This window comes from Shigella sonnei, from assembly GCF_002950395.1.
Lineage (GTDB): Bacteria > Pseudomonadota > Gammaproteobacteria > Enterobacterales > Enterobacteriaceae > ECMA0423.
The window spans coordinates 694,048-717,028 of sequence record NZ_CP026802.1; the positions used below are offsets into that span (position 1 = coordinate 694,048).

The following is a 22,981-nucleotide window of genomic DNA, read 5'->3' on the forward strand; positions in this document are numbered from 1 at the left end:
AGTCATGTCGCTAAAACTAAACGATGCGGCAGGCGTCGGCTTCCCAGCGGTAACCAACGCCGTAAACGGCGCGGATAAATGACTGTTCGGCGTCGAGAGATTCCAGCTTGCGGCGCAGGTTTTTAATGTGGCTGTCAATGGTGCGGTCGGTTACTACGCGGTAGTCGTCATAAAGATGATTGAGCAATTGCTCGCGGAGAACACTTTTCCTGGTTCATGAGAGAGCGTTTTCAACAGACGAAATTCCGCAGGCGTCAGGTCAAGCATTTTACCGCGCCATGAAGCCTGAAAACGACCTTCGTCGATAATCAACGGGCTTTCGGCATCCTGTTGCTGCAATTCGCGCTGCGGTTTGCAACGGCGCAAAATGGTTTTGACGCGCGCTACCACTTCCCGTGGGCTGTACGGCTTGCAGATGTAGTCATCTGCGCCAATCTCCAGTCCGAGCAGGCGGTCGATCTCTTCGATTTTTGCCGTCACCATCACGATAGGAATGTCAGAAAAACGACGAATTTCCCGGCACAGCGTCAAGCCATCGGTGCCAGGGAGCATCAGATCCAACAGGATCAGATCCGGTGGTGTCTGGCGCACATACGGCAGTACCTGATCGCCGTGGCTGATAAGCGTCGGCGCATAGCTCGCAGCACGCAGATAATCAATGAGCAACTGCCCCAGCTTCGGTTCATCTTCCACGATCAAAATACGCGGTGTGTTTTCGTCGATTGGTAACTCGGTCATACTTCTCTCTGTAAATCCCGTTCCAGCGGTAACTCTACTGTAATGCTTACCCCGCCAAAAGGCGAATGGGCAGCAATAATGCGGCCATTATGTGCTTCAACAATGTTCAGGCAAATCGCCAGCCCCAGCCCGGAACCACCGCTGGCGCGGTTGCGGGAACCTTCGGTGCGATAAAAACGTTCAAATAATTTTTGTAGCTGCTCGTCACTGACACCTGGCGCACTGTCGGCAAAGGTCAGGCGCACCGTTTTGTCGTGCTGCTCGGCAGAGATTTTCAGGCTGCCGCCGCTGTCAGTGTAGCGCAGGCTGTTTTCAAGTAAATTATTGAATAACTGCATTAAACGGTCGCGATCGCCAAATACGGTAATACTGTCTGGCAGGGAAAATTGCAGTTTCAGGCCACGGCTGGCGAATCGTTCGCGAAATGCGCCGCCCGCCACTTCCAGCAGTGGGATCAAATCTACCGGTGCTTTTTGATAGGCGAGGGCGCCTTCATCAGACATCGACAACTGATGGAGATCGTCAACCAGTTTGGTCAGTGTACCGACCTCCGCCTGTAAAGACGCCACCGTCTCCGGCGTGAATTTGCGCACGCCATCCTGAATAGCTTCCAGTTCACCGCGCAGCACCGCTAATGGCGTACGCAGTTCGTGAGAAATATCGGCCATAAAATCGCGCCGCATTTGCTGGTTTTTCTCCAGTGTGCTGGCAAGCTGGTTGAAGTCTTGCGCCAGTTTGCCCAGTTCATCTTCACTGGTGGGCGTTACGCGGGTAGTGAAATCGCCCGCCGCCAGTTTGTGCGTGCCATCGACAAGTCGTTTTACCGGTGCCAGTAAACCGCGCGCCAGCAGAAAAGTGGCAAGTGCCGCGAGTAACGTTGCCAGGGCGACAATCAACCAGCTGGTTTGCCGCTGTTGTTTATCGAAATTGATATCAGTATTGCGCGTTAACCGCTCAACGGGGGAGGCGATCACCGCGCCAACTTCCGCACCGTTGACCAGAATGGGTCGCCGTGTACCGTCAGGTGGAATCGGCGCTCGCGGACCAACCAGCACTTTGTTGTTTTGATCAACCACCCAGAACTGGGTACGCCAGCCGTGCGGTGGCATACCCGGGCCGGGTTTATCTTCCGAATTATCGTGTTCAAATGAACGCAGGATCTGAAAGACAAAGCGATCATTGTTGCGCAGGAAGCGCCAGTTGCCATGCTGCGCATACTGCTCGCCAAGCGCATCACTTAACAGTTGTAATCGCTGTTCATTACCATGCTTGATGTAATCAATAAAGCCACGCTCAAAACTGATACGCACCGCCCAGTGCATACTGATCAGCAAAACAATGCAGGTGGCGAAAATCGCCAGAAACAGTTTGCCGGTAATACCAGGTCGCCAGAACTTCATTGCGCGCTCCTTTTTCGCCGCGAAATAGCTACATTTTGATGCGTATCGTTCGGCACTCTGGCAAAGATGAACGCCGGAAGGGCGATGATAAACGCCATGCTAAGCCAGGTGTACATAAAGACGGTTTGTGTGGTGCCGCTGTCGACGCTGACATGCTGCGAACCAAAAAGTCCCAGCAACAGCCCGGCGATGGTGACGCCGATACTCATCGACAATTGCATAATCATCGACAGCAGACTGTTGCCGCTGCTCGCCAGATTGTCCGGGAGATCTTTCAGCGTCAGGGTGTTCATGGAGGAGAAACGGGTCGAGTTGACCATCCCTTGTAAAAACAGGACGAACGGCAAAACGTAGTACCAGCCCAACAGAGCGGTAGTCATAAACAACAGGGTGATCAGCGACAGACCCAGCGTGGTCGCTACCAGTACCCGACGATAACCAAAGCGATTCACCACCTGAACCACAATTCGCTTCATTCCCATGCTGCCAAGTACCATCGGGATCATCATCAGTCCGGCATGAAACGGCGAGAAACCGAGGCCAATTTGCAGGAAAACCGGTGTCATAAAGGGCAACATGCCACTGCCAATACGTCCGGCAAAGCTCCCCGCCAGGCCCAGCGAAAAGGTACGAGTGCGGAACAGTTTCAGACTGAACAGGGCGCGGTTGTTATTTCTGGCGTGCAGCAGATAAAGCACCAGTGCCACCACGCCAACTGCGACCAGGCCAGCAATCGCCAGCGGCGATAAACCTGTACCTTTACTGCCGTCCAGCGCCAGGGTTAATACAGCCATGCCAACCGCCAGCAATAAAAAGCCGGAAAGATCAAAGCGCCGCGTCTGCATGGTGTAGTTCGGCATTAACAGCAATGTGGCGATCGCACCGATAATCCCCACCGGAATGTTGATCAAAAAGATCCAGTGCCACGACGCGTACTCCACCAGCAGACCGCCGAGCGCCGGACCGAGCAGCGGACCGACCTGACCGGGTAACGTGACAAAGGTCATCGCCGCCATATATTGCTCGCGCGGTACGATTTTCATCACCGTCAACCTGCCGACCGGCACCATCATCGCACCGCCAACGCCCTGTAACGCGCGTGCCAGCAACAGTTCGTTCAGCGTGCCGGAAAGCGCGCAAAACAGTGAACCGAGAGTAAACAGCACGATGGCGGTAAAGAAAATATTGCGCACGCCGACTTTGTCCGCCAGCCAGCCGCTGGCGGGCAGCATCACCGCCACGGTCAGCACATAAGAGACAATGACCATGTGCATATGCAACGGACTTTCCCCGAGGCTTTGCGCCATTGAGGGAAGGGCGGTGTTAACGATGGTGGTGTCCAGCGACTGCATAAAGAAGCCGAAAGCCACAATCCACAATTGCCAGCGGGTGCTGTCGGGAAGTTCTGTCATTTACTCGGTTACCGTTTGTTTAGGTTTACGCGAAAAACGCAGCCGCAGACGGTCGAAAAAGAGATACACCACCGGCGTGGTATACAGCGTCAGAAGCTGGCTCATTACCAGTCCACCGACAATGGTGATCCCCAGGGGGTGCCGCAGCTCCGAGCCGTCACCGCCCGACAACACCAGCGGCAGCGCGCCAAACAGCGCCGCCAGGGTAGTCATCATAATCGGGCGAAAACGCAGCAGACAGGCCTGGAAAATAGCTTCCTGCGGCGTCAGGTTACCGTGCCGTTGGGCTTCGAGCGCAAAATCGACCATCATAATGGCGTTTTTCTTTACGATGCCGATTAATAGCATGATCCCTATCAGGGCTATTAGGCTGAACGGGGCATTGAACAGCTCCAGCGCCAGCAGCGCACCAACGCCCGCCGAGGGCAGGGTGGAGAGAATCGTCAGTGGGTGTACGTAACTCTCGTAAAGGATACCCAGCACGATATACACCGTGGCGATGGCGGCGATAATCAGGATCACCTGTGAGTTCATCGTCTCCTGGAACACCTGCGCTGTTCCGGCAAAACTGCCGCGCACCGTCGAAGGCACACCAAGCTGGGTCATTGCGCGATCGATCGCCGCACTGGCGTCCGAGAGCGATTTTCCGGTCGGCAGGTTGAACGAGATGGTCGAGGCCGCCGATAATCCCTGATGATTCACCGACAGCGGAGCGTTCGCCGGTTGCCATTTAGCGAAATACGACAGCGGGATCGCTTTGCCTTCGTTATTGATAACGAACATTTTTTCCAGCGCACTGATGTCCTGGGTATAGCGCGGATCCACTTCCATCACCACTTTATACTGGTTCATCGGCTGGTAAATGGTCGAGATTTGCCGCTGACCGAAGGCGTTATTTAACAGGCTGTTGGCGGCCTGCACGTCGATTCCCAGCCGTGCCATGGTGTCGCGGTCGTAAACCAGATTCATCTCCGCGCCGTTATCCTGCTGATCGGAGTTCACGTCCGCCAGTTCCGGCAACGTCGCCAGTTTTTTGCGGATTTTCGGCTCCCATTCGCGCAGTGCCGCCAGGTCGTCGGATAACAACGTGTACTGGTAGCTGGCGTTCGACTGACGCCCACCAACGCGAATATCCTGTACCGCCATCAGGAACAGATTCGCCCCCGGTTCTTTCGCCAGTTTTACGCGCAGACGGTCGATAATTTGCTGCGCCGTTTCGCTGCGTTCGTCGCGTGGCTTGAGGGTGATAAACATCATCCCGCTGTTCACTCGCGAACCGCCTGTAAAGCCGGTGACATTATCCACTGCCGGATCGTCACGGATAATTTTCATGAAATCCTGCAACTTACCGCGCATCGCCTGAAACGAAATACTCTGATCCGCCTGAATCCCGCCCATCAACACGCCAGTGTCCTGCTCCGGGAAGAAGGTTTTCGGGATCGAGATATACAGCCAGATATTCAGCGCAATGGTGCCAAGCAGCACCACGCCCACCAGACGGGTATGATTGAGCACCCATTTCAGTGACTTGCCGTAGCCTTGTTGCAGGGCTACCAACATGCGACCAAAACCACGCAGTCGCTTTTGCTCGCGCGGCTTGCTGGCTTTCAGCATCCAGCCACACATCATTGGCGTTAATGTCAGAGAAACCAGCAACGAAATACCAATGGCGACAGAAAGCGTCACGGCAAACTCGCGTAACAGTCGGCCCGGCAATCCGCCCATCAACAGCAGCGGCAGGAACACCGCCACCAGTGACAGACTCATCGACAGCACCGTAAAACCGACTTCGCGAGTACCTTGCAGTGCGGCTTGCAACGGTTTCATTCCCGCTTCCAGATGACGTGCAATGTTTTCCAGCACCACGATGGCGTCATCCACCACGAAACCAGTAGCGATGGTGAGCGCCATTAACGAAAGGTTATTGAGACTGAATCCGCACAGGTACATCGCCGCAAACGTACCAATCAGCGAAACCGGCACCGAAACGGCGGAATAATAGTGGCGCGACCCGAGCGCAGGAATAAAAACACCACCAGAATCACCAGCGCCACCGAGATAATCAGCGTTTGCTCGACTTCTTCCAGCGAGGCGCGAATGGTGGGGGAGCGATCCTGGGCAATTTGCAGATCAATCGCCGCCGGAATGGTTTCCTGCAACTCCGGTAATTTTGCCCGGATGCTGTCAACCGTCTGGATAATATTGGCTTCCGGCAGTTTGCGGATCATCAGTAAAATAGCCGGTTTGGCGTTGGTCATCCCGGCGTTGCGCACATCCTGCACTGAGTCGGTCACCGTCGCCACATCGCCCAGACGAACCGCGCCGCCGTTGTTGTAGTGAATAATCAACGGCTGATATTCAGCGGCGGTTTTTAGCTCATCATTGGTCTGGATCTGCCAGCGGTGAGTGCCATCTTCCAGCGCGCCCTGCGGTTTACGCACGTTGGCATTGCTGATGGCGGTGCGTACGTCGTCCAGCGACACGCCCTGATTAAACAGCGCCTGCGGATTCAGCCCGACGCGTACGGCGGGCAGTGAGCTGCCTCCGACATCGACATCACCAACACCGTCGATTTGCGAAATCGTCGGAGCCAGCTGCGTCGAGGCGAAATCGTACAGTTCACCCTGCGAATAAGTATCGGATGTCAGCGTGAGGATCATAATTGGCGCATCCGACGGGTTCGCTTTGCGATAGGTCGGACGGCTGGGCATCCCACTGGGCAGCAAACTTTGTGCAGCGTTGATCGCCGCCTGCACATCACGCGCTGCGCCGTTGATGTCCCGGTCAAAATCAAACTGCAAAATAATACGTGTGCTGCCGAGCGAACTGCTGGAGGTCATTTCGCTGACCCCGGCAATGCGCCCAAGCGAGCGCTCCAGCGGCGTGGCAACGGAAGACGCCATTGTTTCTGGTGACGCACCGGGCAGCGAGGCGCTGACCATAATCACCGGAAAATCGACCTGCGGCAGCGGGGCGACCGGCAGCATACGGAAGCCCAGTATGCCGCACAGGGTAATGGCGACCGACAGTAAAATCGTCGCCACCGGGCGGTAAATGAAGAGGGCAAAAAACTTCACTTACGCCTCCTCTTCATGGCGAGCAAAGCGACTTTTGGTCCACAATGCCAGGCGGTCGAACAGCAGATAAATCACCGGCGTGGTGAACAGCGTCAGCACCTGGCTGACAATCAGACCGCCGACCATGCCGATACCTAACGGACGACGCAGTTCCGCGCCGACCCCGGTACTCAACATCAGCGGCAGCGCGCCAAGCAGAGCCGCCAGGGTGGTCATCAGGATCGGACGAAAACGCAACAGACAAGCCTGGTAGATTGCATCGCGCGGCGACATGCCTTGCTCGCGCTCAGCAGCCAGCGCGAAGTCGATCATCATGATGGCGTTCTTCTTCACAATACCGATCAGCAAAATAATGCCGATAATCGCAATCACATCCAGTTCGCTACCGGCAATCATTAATGCCAGCAGCGCGCCGACCCCTGCGGTGGGTAGCGTCGAGAGAATGGTGATCGGGTGAATAAAGCTCTCGTACAGAATGCCGAGCACGATATACATCGCCACCACCGCCGCGACAATCAGCCAGACAGTGCTGCCCAGCGCCGACTGGAAGGCGAGGGTGCTGCCCTGGAATTGCGTGGTGATATCCACCGGCAGATTCAGCGTCTTTTCGGTGTCCATAATCTCCTGCACCGCATCGCCCAGCGAATAGTTATCCGGCACGTTAAAGGAGATGGTCGTTACCGGGAACTGATCCAGATGGTTGATGGAAAGCGGCGCAAAACGCTGTTCAACTTTGGCAATTGAGCTTAACGGCACCACGCCGCCGTCGCTACTGGTCAGGCGAATGGTATCCAGCGCCGCGAGGCCCGGGGTAATTTCGGTGTTGTGCTCCAGCACTACGCGATACTGGTTAGCCTGAGTATAAATAGTGGAAATCAGTCGCTGACCAAACGCGTTGTACAGGGCGTTATCGACATCCGCCATGCTGATCCCCAGACGGCTGGCGCTGTCGCGATCAACATTGACATACGCCACCAGCCCTTGGTCCTGCCAGTCGCTGGAGACATCAGAAAGCTGTGGCAGTTGCTGGAGTTTTTCCATCAACTGTGGCACCCAGGTACTGAGCGCATCCAGTGAGGTGGCCTGCAAGGTAAACTGGTACTGGGTGCGGCTGACCTGAGTATCAATAGTCAGATCCTGCGTTGGTTGCAGGAAGAGATCGACGCCCGGCACTTTATCTACCGCCGTTTGCAGACGGGCGATGACTTTTTGCACCCGATCATCACGTTCATCCAACGGTTTGAGGTTGATTTGTAAACGTGCACTATTCAGCGACGGGTTAGTGCCATCAACGCCAACAAATGAGGTCAGGCTTTGCACTGCCGGATCCTGCAAAATCACGTCCGCGACCTGGCGTTGTCGCTGGGCCATATTGGTAAAGGAGCTGGATTGCGGTGCCTGCAAAGTGCCCTGAATAATGCCATTGTCCTGTACCGGGAAGAAACCTTTCGGAATGAACACCCACAGCAGCACGCTAAGCAGCAGCGTGCTGAGTGCCACGCTTAAGGTCAGCCACGGATGATTCAGCACTTTCGCCAGTCCACGACCATAGGCGGCGATTATCCTGTCGAACATTTTTTCCGAGGCACGGGAGAAGCGGTTCTGTTTACGCAACGACTCCTGGCTGAGCATCCGCGCGCACATCATCGGTGTCAGGGTCAGCGACACCACCGCTGAGATCAAAATCGCTACCGCCAGGGTAATAGCAAATTCGCGGAACAGTCGCCCGACGATATCGCCCATAAACAGCAGTGGGATCAACACCGCAATCAGTGAGAAGGTCAGCGAGATAATGGTAAAGCCGATTTCACCTGCGCCCTTGAGCGCCGCCGCCAACGGTTTTTCGCCTTTTTCGATATAGCGGGAAATGTTTTCGATCACCACGATGGCGTCATCGACCACGAATCCGGTGGCGATAGTTAACGCCATCAGTGTCAGGTTATTGATTGAAAAATCGAGAAACACCATAACCGCGAAAGTGCCGATTAACGACAGCGGTACAGCAACACCGGGAATGATGGTCGCCGGAATATTGCGCAAAAACAGGTAGATAATCATGACTACCAGCGCGATAGCCATCATCAATTCAAACTGAGTATCATCGACGGATGCGCGGATATTGGTGGTGCGATCGGAAAGCACTGTCACCTTCACCGATTTCGGCAGACTCTCAGTGAGCTGTGGCAGCATCTGCCGAATGCTGTCGGCGGTGGAGATAATGTTAGCACCGGGCTGGCGCTGAACATTCATCACAATGGCCTGTTCTTTGTTCGCCCACGCGCCGAGCCAGCTGTTTTCTGCACCTTGCTCTACAGTTGCGACATCGCCCAGACGAATTGGCGCGCCGTTCTGGTAGGCGATGATTAGCTGGCGATACTCTTCGGCGGATTGCATCTGGTCGTTCGCGGAAAGCGTGACTGCACGGGAAGGGCCGTCGAGGCTACCTTTTGCCGAGTTAACGTTAGCGCCGGTAATGGCGGTGCGCACGGTTTCGCTGGTCAGGCCGAGGGCGGCAATCGCCTGAGCGTTAAGTTTGACGCGAACAGCCGGACGCTGACCGCCGGAAAGCGTCACCAGGCCGACGCCGGAAATCTGCGAGATTTTCTGCGCGACGCGGGTTTCCACCATATCTTCCACTTGCGTCATCGGCATGGCGGTTGAGGTGACGGCGAGCGTCATGATCGGCGGATCTGCCGGGTTCACTTTGCTGTAAACCGGCGGGTTAGGCAGATCGCTCGGCAACAAGTTGGTCGCAGCGTTAATCGCGGCCTGCACTTCCTGCTCGGCGACATCGAGCGGTAATGTTAGCTGGAACTGCAAAGTGATAACTGACGCACCGCCGGAACTTTGCGACGACATCTGTTTCAGGCCAGACATCTGCCCGAACTGGCGTTCGAGCGGCGCGGTAACGGCAGAGGTCATGACATCCGGGCTGGCACCTGGGTAGAGCGTGACCACCTGAATGGTCGGATAGTCCACTTCCGGCAGCGCCGAAACGGGCAGGGCGCGATAACCGATAATCCCGGCGAGTAAGATCGCCACCATCAGCAGCGTGGTGGCGACAGGACGCATAATAAACAGGCGCGACGGGCCGCCTGTGCTGCTCGGGGGTAACACCTGCATCAGGAGCGTGCTCCTTTTTTCGCGTATTCGCGGCTGGTGGCTTTCTCTTCCGGAGTGGTGGCGCTCTGGGCTTCCACCACTTCCACTTTCGCCCCTTCGGTCAGGCGATCAATGCCGTCTGTCACCACGCGATCGCCCGCAGAAATACCTGCACGGATCACCACTTTCTGACTGTCCTGAATGCCCGGCGTCACCAGATGTTTGCTGACCTTGTTTTCGCTATTCAGCACCCAGACAAAATGGCCTTCATTGCCCATTTGCAGGGCGGCTGTTGGGATCACTACGGCGTTTTGTTCGGTGTCGACTAACATGCGCGCGTTAACAAACTGATTGGGAAACAGCGCATCATCCTGATTATTAAAGCGTGCTTTCACTTTAATCGTACCGGTTGTGGCATCGATTTGGTTATCGAGGCTTAACAGCGTGCCTTCACTTAATTTCTTCGAATTGGTGCGATCCCAGGCTTCTACCACCAGCGGTTTTCCGGCTTTTTGCGCCTGCACTACAGTAGCGATATCGCTTTCCGGCAGGGTAAAGACTAAATCGATAGGATGCGTCTGGGTGATCACCACAATTCCGGTGGTATCACCACTGGAGATTTGGTTACCAACATCAACCTGCTTGAGACCAACGCGACCATCGACTGGTGCGGTGATGCGGCTCCAGTCGAGTTGCAACTGCGCGCTGGCGACGCTTGCTTCATCAGCCTTAATGGTGCCTTCGGTTTCACTGACCAGCGCCTGTTGGGCATCCAGCTCCTGACGGGAGACGAGATTGGTTTTTGCCAGTTGCTGATAACGCGCCAGATCACGGCGGGCGTTAGCAAGCGTGGCTTTATCTTTTGCCAGTTGGCCCTGGGTTTGTGCTAATGCAACTTTGAACTGGCTGGGGTCAATTTCTGCCAGTAAATCGCCTGCTTTGACCTGCTGGCCTTCCTGGAAATGTAACGCCATCAGTTGACCGTCCACGCGGCTGCGCACCGTAACAGTATTAGCGGCGATAATGGTGCCAAGCCCGGTGAGGTAACGCGGAACTGCCTGTTCTACGGCGGTCGCCGCCTGAACCGGGGCTAATGGGCCGGAACGCATACCACGGCGACCACCCGCTGGCGATTGCTGCGCTTGTTTCGTCGCCCCTGGGGCTGCACTCTGGGAGTCATTGCGGCCTTGCCAGAACCAGAATGCGGCGATGGCGGCGATAACCACCACGATTACCCAACGGGATTTATAACTGCCTTTCATCGTTAAGAGTTTCTCTTCCTGAAACGTTTCGCGGAATGATACTAGTGTAGCCAGCCAATAAGGGAGAAAAATGGAGGAATTATGAAACACTGTCGGGAATCGTCTGAATGACGGGCACATTTGCGAGCACGCATCCAGTAATAACACAGGAAACTATTTTATCTACGCGTTAGCGATAGACTGCTTGCATGGCGAAAGGAGGTAAGCCGCCGATTTCAGCGGGACGCTGAAACGGGAAAGCCCCTCCCGAGGAAGGGGCCATAAATAAGGAAAGGGTCATGATGAAGCTACTCATCATCGTGGTGCTCTTAGTCATTAGCTGGCCAGCTTACTAAGGCTACCAGGGCGGGGGAAACCCCGCTCTACCCTCACTCCTGAAAGTATGCCTTCACGATAAGATTGTCAATCTGCAGGCTTTGCAGTCTGCGATCCTGCCAGCAAATATTCTTTGCGAGACGTTACGCAATAATCACACTGGAAACTATTTTATCCGCAAGTCAGCGATAGACTGCATACAGGGCGAAAGGAGGTAAGCCGACGATTTCAGCGGGACGCTGAAACGGGAAAGCCCCTCCCGAGGAAGGGGCCTTAATAAGGAAAGGGTCATGATGAAGCTACTCATCATCGTGGTGCTCTTAGTCATAAGCTTCCCCGCTTACTAAGACTACCAGGGCGGGGGAAACCCCGCTCTACCCTCACTCCTGAAATTATGCCTTCACGATAAGATTGTCAATCCGCAGGCTTTGTAGTCTGCGATCCTGCCAGCAAATATTCTTTGCGAGTCGTTACGCAATAATCACAGATGAAACTATTTTGTTCACGCGTTAGCGATAGACTGCATTCAGGGCGAAAGGAGGTAAGCCGACGATTTCAGCGGGACGCTGAAACGGGAAACCCTCTCCCGGAGAAGAGGGCTTTTAATAAGGAAAGGGTTATGATGAAGCACGTCATCATACTGGTGATACTCTTAGTGATTAGCTTCCAGGCTTACTAAGAACACCAGGGGGAGGGGGAAACCTCTCCCTAACCCTCACTCCTGAAATTATGTCACTCCGCCCTTAGTGTCAATCGACGGCTCTCCGTTCTTGCGAGGCGAATAGCAAAATTTTCTGCGCCGACGGGCCTAATTCTGAAAGTTTCTTCGTTTGCTCTTATTTCATTATTGCAATCGGTATGATACCGGACCTCGATAATTCTCTAAGAAAGGATTTCTTATGAGCGAACAAATCACGTTTGCCACCAGCGATTTTGCCAGTAACCCGGAACCACGTTGCCCCTGCATTTTGCTGCTGGATGTTTCTGGCTCGATGAGCGGCAGACCTATTAATGAACTTAACGCCGGATTGGTTACCTTTCGTGATGAACTGCTTGCTGATCCGCTGGCTTTAAAAAGAGTGGAACTCGGCATTGTGACGTTCGGCCCGGTGCATGTGGAACAACCCTTTACCAGCGCCGCTAACTTTTTCCCGCCCATCCTGTTTGCCCAGGGGGATACGCCTATGGGGGCCGCCATTACCAAAGCCCTGGATATGGTTGAAGAGAGGAAACGTGAGTACCGCGCAAATGGTATTTCGTATTATCGCCCGTGGATTTTCCTGATCACCGATGGCGCTCCAACCGATGAGTGGCAGGCTGCCGCCAACAAAGTGTTTCAGGGGAAGAAGATAAGAAGTTTGCCTTCTTTTCCATCGGTGTTCAGGGGGCGGATATGAAGACTCTGGCACAAATCAGCGTTCGTCAGCCTTTGCCACTGCAGGGATTACAATTCCGTGAACTGTTTAGCTGGTTATCCAGTTCGCTGCGTTCGGTTTCCCGCTCCACGCCGGGAACGGAAGTTGTGCTGGAAGCGCCAAAAGGCTGGACGTCAGTGTGAGCTGGCGTCTGGTTTATGCATCCGCTGTTGGAACATCGCACATTAGTGCTGATTTGCCTTGTCAGGATGCCTGCCAGATGCAGGTTGTCTGGTTAAACGACCAGCAACCATTACTGGTGATGTTCCTTGCTGATGGCGCAGGTAGCGTTTCGCAGGGAGGAGAAGGCGCGACGCTCGCCGTCAATGAAGCGATGGCGTTTATGGTGCAAAAAGTACAGGACGGTGAATTGGGGCTTAATGATGTCCTCGCCACAAATATGGTACTGACTATTCGTCAACGACTTTTTGCCGAGGCAGAAGCCAAAGCATTAGCAGTTCGCGATTTTGCCTGCACGTTTCTGGGATTGATTTCATCGCCTGACGGCACCTTGATTATGCAGATTGGCGATGGCGGCGTGGTGGTAGATTTGGGTCACGGTCTGCAATTGCCTCTCACGCCGATGGTGGGTGAATATGCCAACATGACGCACTTCATTACCGACGAAGATGCCGTTTCCAGACTGGAAACTTTCACCAGCACTGGGCGTGCGCATAAAGTTGCAGCATTTACGGATGGTATTCAGCGGCTGGCGTTAAATATGCTGGATAATTCTCCTCATGTGCCTTTCTTTACCCCGTTTTTCAATGGACTGGCGTCAGCAACGCAGGAACAACTCGATTTATTACCTGAATTGTTAAAGCAGTTTTTGTCCAGCCCGGCGGTAAACGAGCGTACGGATGATGATAAAACGTTGGCACTGGCGCTGTGGTTACCATGAAACCCACTTTATATACTGCTACTGGTGAGTGCGTTACGCCAGGCCGTGAACTGGGCAAAGGCGGTGAAGGCGCGGTTTATGATATCAATGAGTTTGTCGATAGCGTCGCCAAGATTTATCACACGCCGCCACCCGCCTTAAAACAGGACAAACTTGCCTTTATGGCTGCGACAGCTGACGCGCAATTGTTGAATTATGTCGCCTGGCCGCAGGCAACGCTTCACGGTGGACGAGGCGGAAAAGTTATCGGTTTTATGATGCCAAAAGTTTCTGGTAAAGAACCGATTCATATGATCTATAGCCCGGCACATCGTCGTCAACGTTACCCTCATTGTGCGTGGGATTTTCTACTCTATGTTGCGCGCAATATTGCTTCATCTTTTGCTACGGTTCACGAGCACGGGCACGTCGTGGGTGACGTAAACCAGAACAGTTTTATGGTAGGTCGCGACAGCAAAGTGGTGTTGATTGATAGCGACTCCTTTCAGATTAACGCCAATGGCACACTGCATTTATGCGAAGTCGGCGTGTCGCATTTTACGCCGCCAGAGCTACAAACCTTGTCGTCATTTGTCGGCTTTGAACGCACAGAAAATCACGATAATTTTGGCCTTGCGTTGCTGATTTTTCACGTCTTGTTTGGTGGCCGGCATCCTTATTCTGGTGTGCCGCTTATCTCTGATGCGGGTAATGCGCTGGAGACGGATATTACCCATTTCCGTTATGCCTACGCGTCAGATAATCAGCGACGTGGTTTAAAACCGCCGCCACGATCGATTCCGCTATCGATGTTACCGAGTGATGTTGAAGCCATGTTTCAGCAGGCGTTTACGGAAAGTGGCGTGGCAACCGGGCGTCCGACGGCTAAAGCGTGGGTATCAGCACTGGATTCTCTACGCCAACAGTTAAAGAAATGTACCGTTTCGGCAATGCATGTTTATCCCGGTCATTTGGCTGACTGCCCATGGTGTGCGCTGGATAATCAAGGTGTTATCTATTTTATTGATCTCGGCGAAGAGGTCATTACCACCGGCGGGGATTTTGTGCTGGCAAAAGTCTGGGCGATGGTGATGGCGTCAGTAGCACCGCCAGCATTGCAACTGCCATTACCCGATCATTTCCAACCGACTGGCAGGCCGCTTCCTTTAGGCCTGTTACGGCGCGAATACATCATTCTGCTTGAGATCGCACTGTCAGCATTATCGCTGCTGCTTTGCGGCCTTCAGGCAGAACCGCGTTATATTATTTTGGTTCCTGTGCTGGCGGCTATCTGGATTATTGGCAGTTTGACAAGCAAAGCGTACAAAGCAGAAGTTCAGCAACGCCGTGAGGCATTTAATCGTGCGAAAATGGACTATGACCATTTAGTCCGCCAGATCCAGCAGGTAGGCGGCCTGGAAGGTTTTATCGCCAAACGGACGATGCTCGAAAAAATGAAGGACGAAATTCTCGGGTTACCGGAAGAAGAGAAACGCGCTCTGGCAGCACTTCATGACACTGCAAGGGAACGGCAGAAGCAGAAGTTTCTGGAGGGATTTTTTATTGATGTTGCCTCTATTCCCGGCGTTGGCCCTGCGCGTAAAGCGGCGTTACGGTCTTTTGGTATTGAAACAGCCGCAGATGTTACCCGTCGTGGCGTTAAGCAAGTGAAAGGGTTTGGCGACCATCTGACCCAGGCGGTTATCGACTGGAAAGCGAACTGTGAACGCCGTTTTGTGTTCAGGCCGAATGAAGCGATAACGCCAGCAGACAGACAAGCGGTAATGGCGAAAATGACCGCCAAACGACATCGGCTGGAATCGGCGTTGACAGTCGGCGCGACAGAGTTGCAGCGATTCCGCCTTCATGCTCCAGCACGGACCATGCCGTTGATGGAACCGTTACGTCAGGCAGCAGAAAAACTGGCTCAGGCGCAGGCAGATTTAAGCCGCTGCTGAGCCATTTTTCAATTAACGAAACACCACTTCCGCCCAGCGTGCCAGCCCGGCGGTGACGGAGCCAAAGTCATCGCCGCCTGCAATCGGAATGCCCGGCAACTGTTCTGCCAGCGCTTTTTTAATCTGCGGAGAACGGGCGCTACCGCCGGTCAGGTAGATAACGTCCGGTTTTTCCTGGGCGTTATCCAGGGCCAGTTGCACCTGTTCCAGAATCCGCGCCAGTGGCTGGCTGAGGGCGCTTTCCAGCCCTCGCTGGCTAATCAGCGTAGCCAGTTCATTGCTGATAAACGGCAGTGAGGCGCGGGTTTCCGCTACGCTTGAAAGAGCAATTTTGCACTCTTCTGCGCTACGCACCAGGCGATAGCTTAAACGCTGACGCCAGACTTTCTGTAACAGGGCCACTTTTTCCGGTTCGCGGGCATCGCGTACCAGATCGTTAAGCAGACGACCGTTGGCACTACTGTAGAAATCACTCTGCGCAGGTACGTCGTTGATGGCAACCGCATTCCACCACGGCAGGATCGGCAGGGCGATGCCTTTTTCGGTTTCGCCACCCATACCCAGCAGTGGCATCAGGTTTTTAAACGCCAGGGCGATATCCAGATCGTTACCGCCAATACGACAACCACTGTGACCCAGCAGACTGGCTTCACGATCGAGACGCGAACGCCACTGCGGCCCCATCAGCAGCAATGAACAGTCAGTCGTACCACCGCCGATATCCACCACCAGCACCCGTTTTTCTTCCTGCAAGGTGGCTTCGTAATCCAGCCCAGCCGCGATCGGCTCGTACTGGAATACCACGTCCCTGAATCCGGCACGCTTCGCCGCGCGTTCCAGAATCTCTTGCGCCTGGGCGTTTGCTTCATCGCCGCCCAGCCCCTGGAAGTTGATCGGGCGACCAATCACCGCCTGAGTAATCGCTTCTGGCAGCTGCGCCTGCGCCTGCTGGCGAATGTGCAACATCATTGCGCAGACCAGATCCTCAAACAGCGCTACCTGCTGCGGTTTTAAGCCGCTGGCACCGAGGAACGATTTTGGTGATTTCACAAACCACACTTCTTCTGGATCATCAATGTACTGTGCCAGTGAGGAAAGACCGAACTGCACGCTTTTCGCCGTAACATCGATATCTTCTTCGCGGTTATAACGAATCGCCCGACGTAACAGCGCCTGCGTTTCATCGTCGTCTGCCGGAACATCATGATGGCGGTACAGCCATTCGCTTACCGATTCACGCGTTGGCGCGCAAAGCATTGAAGGCAGCAGCGTGCTGTCGTTTTCCATTTTCAGTAATTGCGGTTTACCGTCACGCATGACCGCCACTGAACAGTTTGCTGTACCGTAATCAAAACCAATAAACACGAATTAATCCCCATGCCGGTGAAGAAGGGGCGTGACTTTAGCGAAATGTTGCTGTCGCGACAACCGGAATATGAAAGCAAAGCGTAACGTCTGAATAACGTTTATGCTGAAAGCGGATTAACAAGGAGATGCGATGTATACCCTGAACTGGCAGCCGCCGTATGACTGGTCGTGGATGTTGGGATTTCTCGCCGCCCGTGCGGTGAGCGGTGTGGAAACGGTCGCGGACAATTATTATGCCCGTAGTCTGGCGGTGGGCGAATATCGCGGCGTAGTGACTGCTATTCCGGATATAGCCCGCCATACTCTGCACATAAATTTAAGTGCAGGTTTAGAACCTGTTGCCGCAGAGTGTCTGGCGAAAATGAGCCGCCTGCTTGATCTGCAATGTAACCCGCAGATTGTTAACGGTGCGTTGGGAAAGTTAGGCGCGGGGCGGCCCGGATTGCGTTTACCCGGCTGTATTGATGCTTTTGAGCAGGGTGTGCGGGCGATTTTAGGCCAACTGGTGAGCGTGGCGATGGCGGCAAAATTGACTGCCAAAGTGGTACAGCTTTATGGCGAACGGCTGGATGATTTTCCGGAGTATATCTGCTTCCCCACGCCTCAGCGGCTGGCAGCAGCCGACCCGCAGGCATTAAAAGCGTTAGGCATGCCGTTGAAACGGGCAGAGGCACTGATTCATCTGGCAAATGCGGCGCTGGAGGGCAGCTTACCAATGACAATTCCGGGCGATGTGGAGCAGGCGATGAAAACGCTGCAAACTTTTCCGGGTATCGGGCGCTGGACGGCGAATTATTTTGCTTTGCGTGGCTGGCAGGCGAAAGATGTTTTTCTGCCGGATGATTATCTGATTAAACGGCGATTTCCGGGAATGACACCGGCACAAATCCGCCGTTATGCCGAGCGCTGGAAGCCCTGGCGTTCTTATGCGCTGTTGCATATCTGGTATACGGAAGGCTGGCAACCAGACGAAGCATGACGTTGGTCGCCGGATGCGGTGCGAGCGCCTTATCCGGTCTGGGGAATGAGCGATTTGTAGGCATGATAAGACGCGTTAGCGTCGCATCAGGCAATGGGCAAACGCTCTCTCAGTTAATCGCGAAATAACTGCTATTCACCAGCAAATCCAGCGGTTGGGCATCGGCAATCACATCACCATAAATCAGATCGACGCCGATGCCAGAAAGCGTATCCATCACTAAGGGTAAAACGACTGGCCCGGCGATGGTTTTCATCCCGAGTCGCTGAGCGTGCCCCTGAATAATCGTAATCAGCATCTCATCCATCAAATTACCCTGCACGTTGGCGCATAACTCACCATCAAGTAGCAGGTAATCTGCCATATTCGCTTTCAGCGAGTTGAAGATTTGCAGATCGCGGCCCACCTGGCTGAGCACTATCCGACATCCCGCCAGCTGCAGTTTTTGCACGCTTTCTGCGTGATCTAAAATCGCTTCAGCCGGAATAATCAGATGTAATAACCGTGGTGGTAGAGGGCTATTTTCCAGCTGCTCAAGCAGATCATTCACCAGCGTGGCGCTACTCAAACCGGCAACGGAAAGGGGGAGGGCGATGCTTATGCCTTTACTGGCAACCGCTTTGGCGGCCTGCTGGAAAAATTCGTGGAATACCCGTCGGTCAAGAGCATGGCTAAGTGCCGGATCGCTGAAGCTACGACGAAATGTTTGTTCATCAATAATTTCGCCTTCGCAACTCCAGAGCTTAAGCGAAATCAGCCACAAATTACGCGCTTCCGGGATCCGCGGCGAAGCGACACCGTGGGCGATCATCATCAACTGATTCTCTTTAATCATCCGCCACTGTTCATCAAGCGACATCGCCGCCCGTTCGCTATGTGCGGCAGCTTGCTGTGGTTCGTAAACCGTCACCCGGCCCCGTCCACCATTTTTGGAGGCATAACAGGCGATATCAGCCTGCGACATCACTTCTGCCGCCTGATGATTGTTGTCATCGATCAAGGTAATCCCGGCGCTGGCACCTACCCGATGTACCCGGCCTTCCCATATAAAGTGATAGTCATTCACAGCACTGATAATACGTGTAGCGATAAAACGAGCGCTTTCAACATTGCAGTCTGGCAGCAGCAGACCAAATTCATCACCGCCGAGCCGCGCCAGCACGTCACTGGAGCGCAGCATACTCAGCATCAACGACGCCAGTTCGCGCAGCAAAGCGTCGCCCGCCGCATGCCCGGCGCTGTCATTCACCGCTTTAAAGCGATCAAGATCGATAAACACCAGGGCATGTCGCTGATGCGTACTGTTTACCGTTTGCAGCAGGATACGCAGTTGTTTCTCAAAACTGGCGCGGTTGGCGAGATGCGTCAGTGCATCATGGGAGGCGCTGTAGCTCAGCTGGCGCAGCATTTTGCGTGATTCGGTGACGTCCTGAATCACCAGAACCGAACCAATATTGCTGCCGTCCAGAGTACTTAACGGCGTAATACTGTAATGCACGTCGTAACTGCCGCCGCTCCGACAGTGCAACACCACATCTTGTTCGATTGCGGAACGTGAGGTGTCGGCACTGTAAATGTTCTCCATTAATGGTCCGTTGTCGCCAAAAGTAATATGCAACACCGTCAGGAGCGGAACACCTAACGCTTCTTCCTGCGTCCAGCCGCTCATCTTCTCCGCCACTGGATTCATAAAGGTAATTTTCATCGCCATATCAATACAGACCACGGCTTCACCGATGGAATCAAGCGTAATGTGCAGGCGCTCTTTTTCCTGAAACAATGCCTCGTTAAGCTGTTTCACTTCGGTCATATCCATATTGATGCCGAGGAGACGTTCGACTTCGCCTTCTTTATTCAGTACCCGGTTGGCGAGGGCGCGGATATGGCGAATACCGTCTTTTACGGTAATGCGAAATTCCAGTTTAAAGGGCGAGCGTGATTGCAACGAATCACGAATCACTTTTTCGGCATGCTGGCGATCTTCCGGCAGCACGCACTCGTACCACACCTGCCAGTTCGGTTTGATATGTGGAGGAATTTCATACAGCTCGAACATCCGCTTATCCCAGCTAAAAACATTCGGCTTCAACTCCCACTCCCAGATGCCAATCCCGCCCGCTTCGTTAGCCAGCGTGATGCGCTCCATCAGTTGCTGATTGACCTGTTCGGTGCGTTTTAGCTCGTTAATGTCTTCAATCTGAGCGATAAAATAGAGCGGCGTGCCATCCGTGTGGCGCACCAGTGAGACGGCAAGCAACGCCCAGACAACATCGCCATTGCGGTTGTAGTAGCGTTTTTCCATTGAATAGGTGTTTATTTCACCGCTTATCAGCTTTTCAACCTGTTGGAGATCTTTATTGAGATCCTCCGGCCAGGTCAGTTGCTGAAAGGTGAGTCCGCGCAGCTCTTCCTGACTGTACCCGAGAAACTGGCAGAGCGCTTTGTTGGTTTGCAGCCATTGTCCCTCGGTGCCCACTAACGCCATACCGATAGCGGAATATTCCATCGCGTTCCGAAAGCGGGTTTCGCTTTCGGAAATGTGTTTGCGTTCCGCACGAAAGGCATACATCACCATGGTCATGATGTTGGCGGGCAGCAGGATCAGCAAAAACGGTAGCCACGGCATATGGCTCATCAGGTACGTACGCGGCGTAGCAAGCAGGGAGGGATCCGCGGCCATCATCAGCGACACCATCATCACCGTGGTAAGGAAGATCAAAAAGGCTTCCATTCGTGGCAGGCGCACGGCGCTCCACATCAACAGCACAATAATGAAAGTAAAAGGCCACGGCAGATACAGCATCGAAAGCCAGCTTAACGTCAGTGTGATGGCTAACGTGAGCAGCGACTCAAAAAGCAACCGTGGGTTGCGATGGCGCAGCAGATAGTGTGGTTTAAATAACAATCCCAGCGGCACCAGTGCCAGAGCGCCGATGGATTCTGACAGTACCCATATCAAAAATGCCCTGAGAGGATCGTCTCCGGGCGTCAGCAGGACAACCAGAACACCCCCCAACAGAGGCGGAACAATGGCGCTGCCGAGTGCCAGACGCAGCCAGTCAGCCAGATTTTGCAAGGGGTTATACCACGGCAGCAATTTACGTAGCAGCACTGCCCCGACCACGGCTTCAACAATATTGATGGTCGTCCAGGTCATGTTCAGCGAGCTGGTGGAAAAAAGCAGGATGGATGCGGCGATATTTCCCAGCGAACAGCTCAGCGCAATTCCCGGCCACATGCGCCCGGCATGGCGATAAAACGCCACCATCATGATGGACGTCGGGAACCACAGTGGGGCGAGTTGGGTGCCAAACTGCGAAAGCTCAAGCGAGAAAAGGGTAAAGATAAACGAGACTAAACCTAAACTGACCAGGTGAAGCAGCGGGTGGGGCAGGGCAATTAATACATGCTGTGATTGTTTGCTCATTACCGCTTTATCCGCAAGACCAGGTCGCCAGTATTCGTTTCTGTGTTTATGCTAGTACAAAAGTTTTACATTTTATATGCGAATTGCTCATAAAGTGACGTAAAGGCGGATAATTTGCGCAACTGCGTATAACATTTTTTACCTTACATAAAACTGATCAACGTAATTTGCCACCGGGAATTCTTTGTCAACAATTAACTCTGAGCGCGCGGCAACGCTATTCGACTGGTATCAGACGGATGAAATCCCTATAATTGCCGCGTTTGGCGCTTCGTCGCCCCCTTCCTAACATCCAGGTTAATCAGGTCGCTAAATATATGACTGATCAGTCTCATCAGTGCGTCATTATCGGTATCGCTGGCGCATCGGCTTCCGGCAAGAGTCTTATTGCCAGTACCCTTTATCGTGAATTACGTGAGCAAGTCGGTGATGAACACATCGGCGTAATTCCCGAAGACTGCTATTACAAAGATCAAAGCCATCTGTCGATGGAAGAACGCGTTAAGACCAACTACGACCATCCCAGCGCGATGGATCACAGCCTGCTGCTTGAGCATTTACAAGCGTTGAAACGCGGCTCGGCAATTGACCTGCCGGTTTACAGCTATGTTGAACATACGCGTATGAAAGAAACGGTGACGGTTGAGCCGAAGAAGGTCATCATTCTCGAAGGCATTTTGTTGCTGACGGATGCGCGTTTGCGTGACGAACTTAACTTCTCCATTTTCGTTGATACCCCGCTGGATATCTGCCTGATGCGCCGCATCAAGCGTGACGTTAACGAGCGTGGGCGTTCAATGGATTCCGTGATGGCGCAATATCAAAAAACCGTGCGCCCGATGTTCCTGCAATTCATTGAGCCTTCTAAACAATATGCGGACATTATCGTGCCGCGCGGCGGGAAAAACCGCATCGCGATCGATATATTGAAAGCGAAAATAAGTCAGTTCTTTGAATAAGCTTGATAAATTGTGTACCGTTCAGTGATAACCTGGTATGCCCTTGACGTAATTGGCGTTAAGGGAGTGATGCGCGAAAGGAGAAAATGCCATGCGTCTGTGTGACCGAGATATTGAAGCCTGGCTTGATGAAGGCCGTTTGTCGATCAACCCACGTCCGCCAGTGGAGCGTATTAACGGCGCGACGGTGGATGTACGCCTGGGCAATAAATTTCGTACCTTCCGTGGTCACACGGCAGCGTTTATCGATCTGAGCGGTCCCAAAGATGAAGTGAGCGCCGCGCTTGACCGCGTGATGAGCGATGAGATCGTTCTCGACGAGGGCGAGGCGTTCTATCTTCACCCAGGAGAGCTGGCGCTGGCGGTGACGCTGGAGTCGGTGACGCTGCCAGCCGATCTGGTGGGCTGGCTGGACGGGCGTTCCTCTTTGGCGCGTCTGGGGCTGATGGTGCACGTCACCGCGCACCGTATCGATCCGGGCTGGTCTGGTTGCATTGTGCTGGAGTTCTACAACTCCGGTAAGCTGCCGCTGGCGCTGCGTCCGGGCATGTTAATTGGTGCGCTGAGCTTTGAGCCGCTTTCCGGCCCGGCGGCGCGACCTTACAACCGCCGTGAAGATGCGAAATATCGCAACCAGCAGGGCGCGGTAGCCAGCCGAATCGATAAAGACTAATTCAGGCCCATTGAGG

At 53.8% G+C, this 22,981-nt stretch carries 14 protein-coding genes and 3 pseudogenes; 9 read left to right on the forward strand and 8 right to left on the reverse strand.

Annotated features, from left to right (window positions below; translation table 11 throughout):
• Positions 1-16: 16 nt before the first annotated feature.
• The 6 genes and pseudogenes from baeR to mdtA form a co-directional block, all read right to left on the reverse strand.
• Positions 17-738, reverse strand: a pseudogene (gene baeR / locus C1P89_RS03610) (envelope stress response regulator BaeR).
• Positions 735-2,138 carry an envelope stress sensor histidine kinase BaeS gene (gene baeS / locus C1P89_RS03615; protein ID WP_000675146.1) on the reverse strand — a complete coding sequence of 468 codons (1,404 nt, stop codon included), beginning with the start codon at positions 2,136-2,138 and terminating at the stop codon, positions 735-737. Before baeS ends, baeR begins: the two are co-directional and overlap by 4 nt.
• Entirely contained in the window at positions 2,135-3,550 is a 1,416-nt protein-coding gene (locus tag C1P89_RS03620; RefSeq protein WP_000137839.1) for an MFS transporter, read from the reverse strand. Before C1P89_RS03620 ends, baeS begins: the two co-directional genes overlap by 4 nt.
• Positions 3,551-6,627, reverse strand: a pseudogene (gene mdtC, locus C1P89_RS03625) (multidrug efflux RND transporter permease subunit MdtC).
• The gene (gene mdtB, locus C1P89_RS03630) at positions 6,628-9,750 is read right to left on the reverse strand and encodes a multidrug efflux RND transporter permease subunit MdtB (RefSeq protein WP_001197890.1); all 3,123 of its coding nucleotides are present in this window, start codon (positions 9,748-9,750) and stop codon (positions 6,628-6,630) included. It abuts the pseudogene before it with no gap.
• Positions 9,750-10,991 carry a multidrug efflux RND transporter subunit MdtA gene (mdtA, locus tag C1P89_RS03635; RefSeq protein WP_000679025.1) on the reverse strand — a complete coding sequence of 414 codons (1,242 nt, stop codon included), beginning with the start codon at positions 10,989-10,991 and terminating at the stop codon, positions 9,750-9,752. The genes mdtB and mdtA overlap by 1 nt, the downstream gene beginning before the upstream one ends.
• A 278-nt stretch (positions 10,992-11,269) precedes the next feature.
• Between mdtA and C1P89_RS03640 the strand changes: the two genes are divergently transcribed.
• From C1P89_RS03640 to yegI, 6 genes and pseudogenes are all read left to right on the forward strand, one after another.
• Positions 11,270-11,326, forward strand: a complete 57-nt coding sequence (locus tag C1P89_RS03640) for a type I toxin-antitoxin system Ibs family toxin (RefSeq protein ID WP_100249772.1) — start codon at positions 11,270-11,272, stop codon at positions 11,324-11,326.
• Between the two features lie 270 nt (positions 11,327-11,596).
• A complete protein-coding gene (locus tag C1P89_RS03645; protein ID WP_001386899.1) occupies positions 11,597-11,653 on the forward strand; it encodes a type I toxin-antitoxin system Ibs family toxin in 57 nt (18 codons plus the stop codon).
• A 272-nt stretch (positions 11,654-11,925) separates the two neighbouring features.
• On the forward strand, positions 11,926-11,985 hold the full coding sequence (gene ibsA, locus C1P89_RS03650) for a type I toxin-antitoxin system toxin IbsA (RefSeq protein WP_010723109.1): 60 nt from the start codon (positions 11,926-11,928) through the stop codon (positions 11,983-11,985).
• A 220-nt stretch (positions 11,986-12,205) separates the two neighbouring features.
• Positions 12,206-12,864 (forward strand): annotated as a pseudogene (locus tag C1P89_RS03655) (vWA domain-containing protein).
• Entirely contained in the window at positions 12,861-13,622 is a 762-nt protein-coding gene (gene pphC / locus C1P89_RS03660; protein WP_000119079.1) for a protein-serine/threonine phosphatase PphC, read from the forward strand. Before C1P89_RS03655 ends, pphC begins: the two are co-directional and overlap by 4 nt.
• Positions 13,619-15,559 carry a protein kinase YegI gene (gene yegI / locus C1P89_RS03665; protein WP_005136826.1) on the forward strand — a complete coding sequence of 647 codons (1,941 nt, stop codon included), beginning with the start codon at positions 13,619-13,621 and terminating at the stop codon, positions 15,557-15,559. The genes pphC and yegI overlap by 4 nt, the downstream gene beginning before the upstream one ends.
• 12 nt (positions 15,560-15,571) lie before the next feature.
• Here yegI and yegD read toward each other — a convergent pair whose 3' ends face one another.
• Positions 15,572-16,924, reverse strand: coding sequence for a molecular chaperone (gene yegD, locus C1P89_RS03670; protein ID WP_000469756.1), 1,353 nt, complete (start codon positions 16,922-16,924; stop codon positions 15,572-15,574).
• A 133-nt stretch (positions 16,925-17,057) separates the two neighbouring features.
• On the opposite strand from yegD, the gene alkA reads away from it, so the two are divergent.
• Positions 17,058-17,906: a DNA-3-methyladenine glycosylase 2 gene (alkA, locus tag C1P89_RS03675; RefSeq protein ID WP_000288382.1), complete on the forward strand. Its 849-nt coding sequence runs from the start codon at positions 17,058-17,060 to the stop codon at positions 17,904-17,906.
• Between the two features lie 109 nt (positions 17,907-18,015).
• On the opposite strand, the gene C1P89_RS03680 is transcribed toward alkA, so the two are convergent.
• Positions 18,016-21,333, reverse strand: coding sequence for a diguanylate cyclase (locus C1P89_RS03680; RefSeq protein ID WP_000043779.1), 3,318 nt, complete (start codon positions 21,331-21,333; stop codon positions 18,016-18,018).
• Positions 21,334-21,650: 317 nt separating this feature from the next.
• On the opposite strand from C1P89_RS03680, the gene udk reads away from it, so the two are divergent.
• Both udk and dcd read left to right on the forward strand, forming a co-directional pair.
• Entirely contained in the window at positions 21,651-22,292 is a 642-nt protein-coding gene (gene udk / locus C1P89_RS03685) for a uridine kinase (RefSeq protein ID WP_001295424.1), read from the forward strand.
• A gap of 91 nt (positions 22,293-22,383) precedes the next feature.
• Positions 22,384-22,965 carry a dCTP deaminase gene (gene dcd, locus C1P89_RS03690; RefSeq protein WP_001234767.1) on the forward strand — a complete coding sequence of 194 codons (582 nt, stop codon included), beginning with the start codon at positions 22,384-22,386 and terminating at the stop codon, positions 22,963-22,965.
• Positions 22,966-22,981 lie beyond the last annotated feature (16 nt).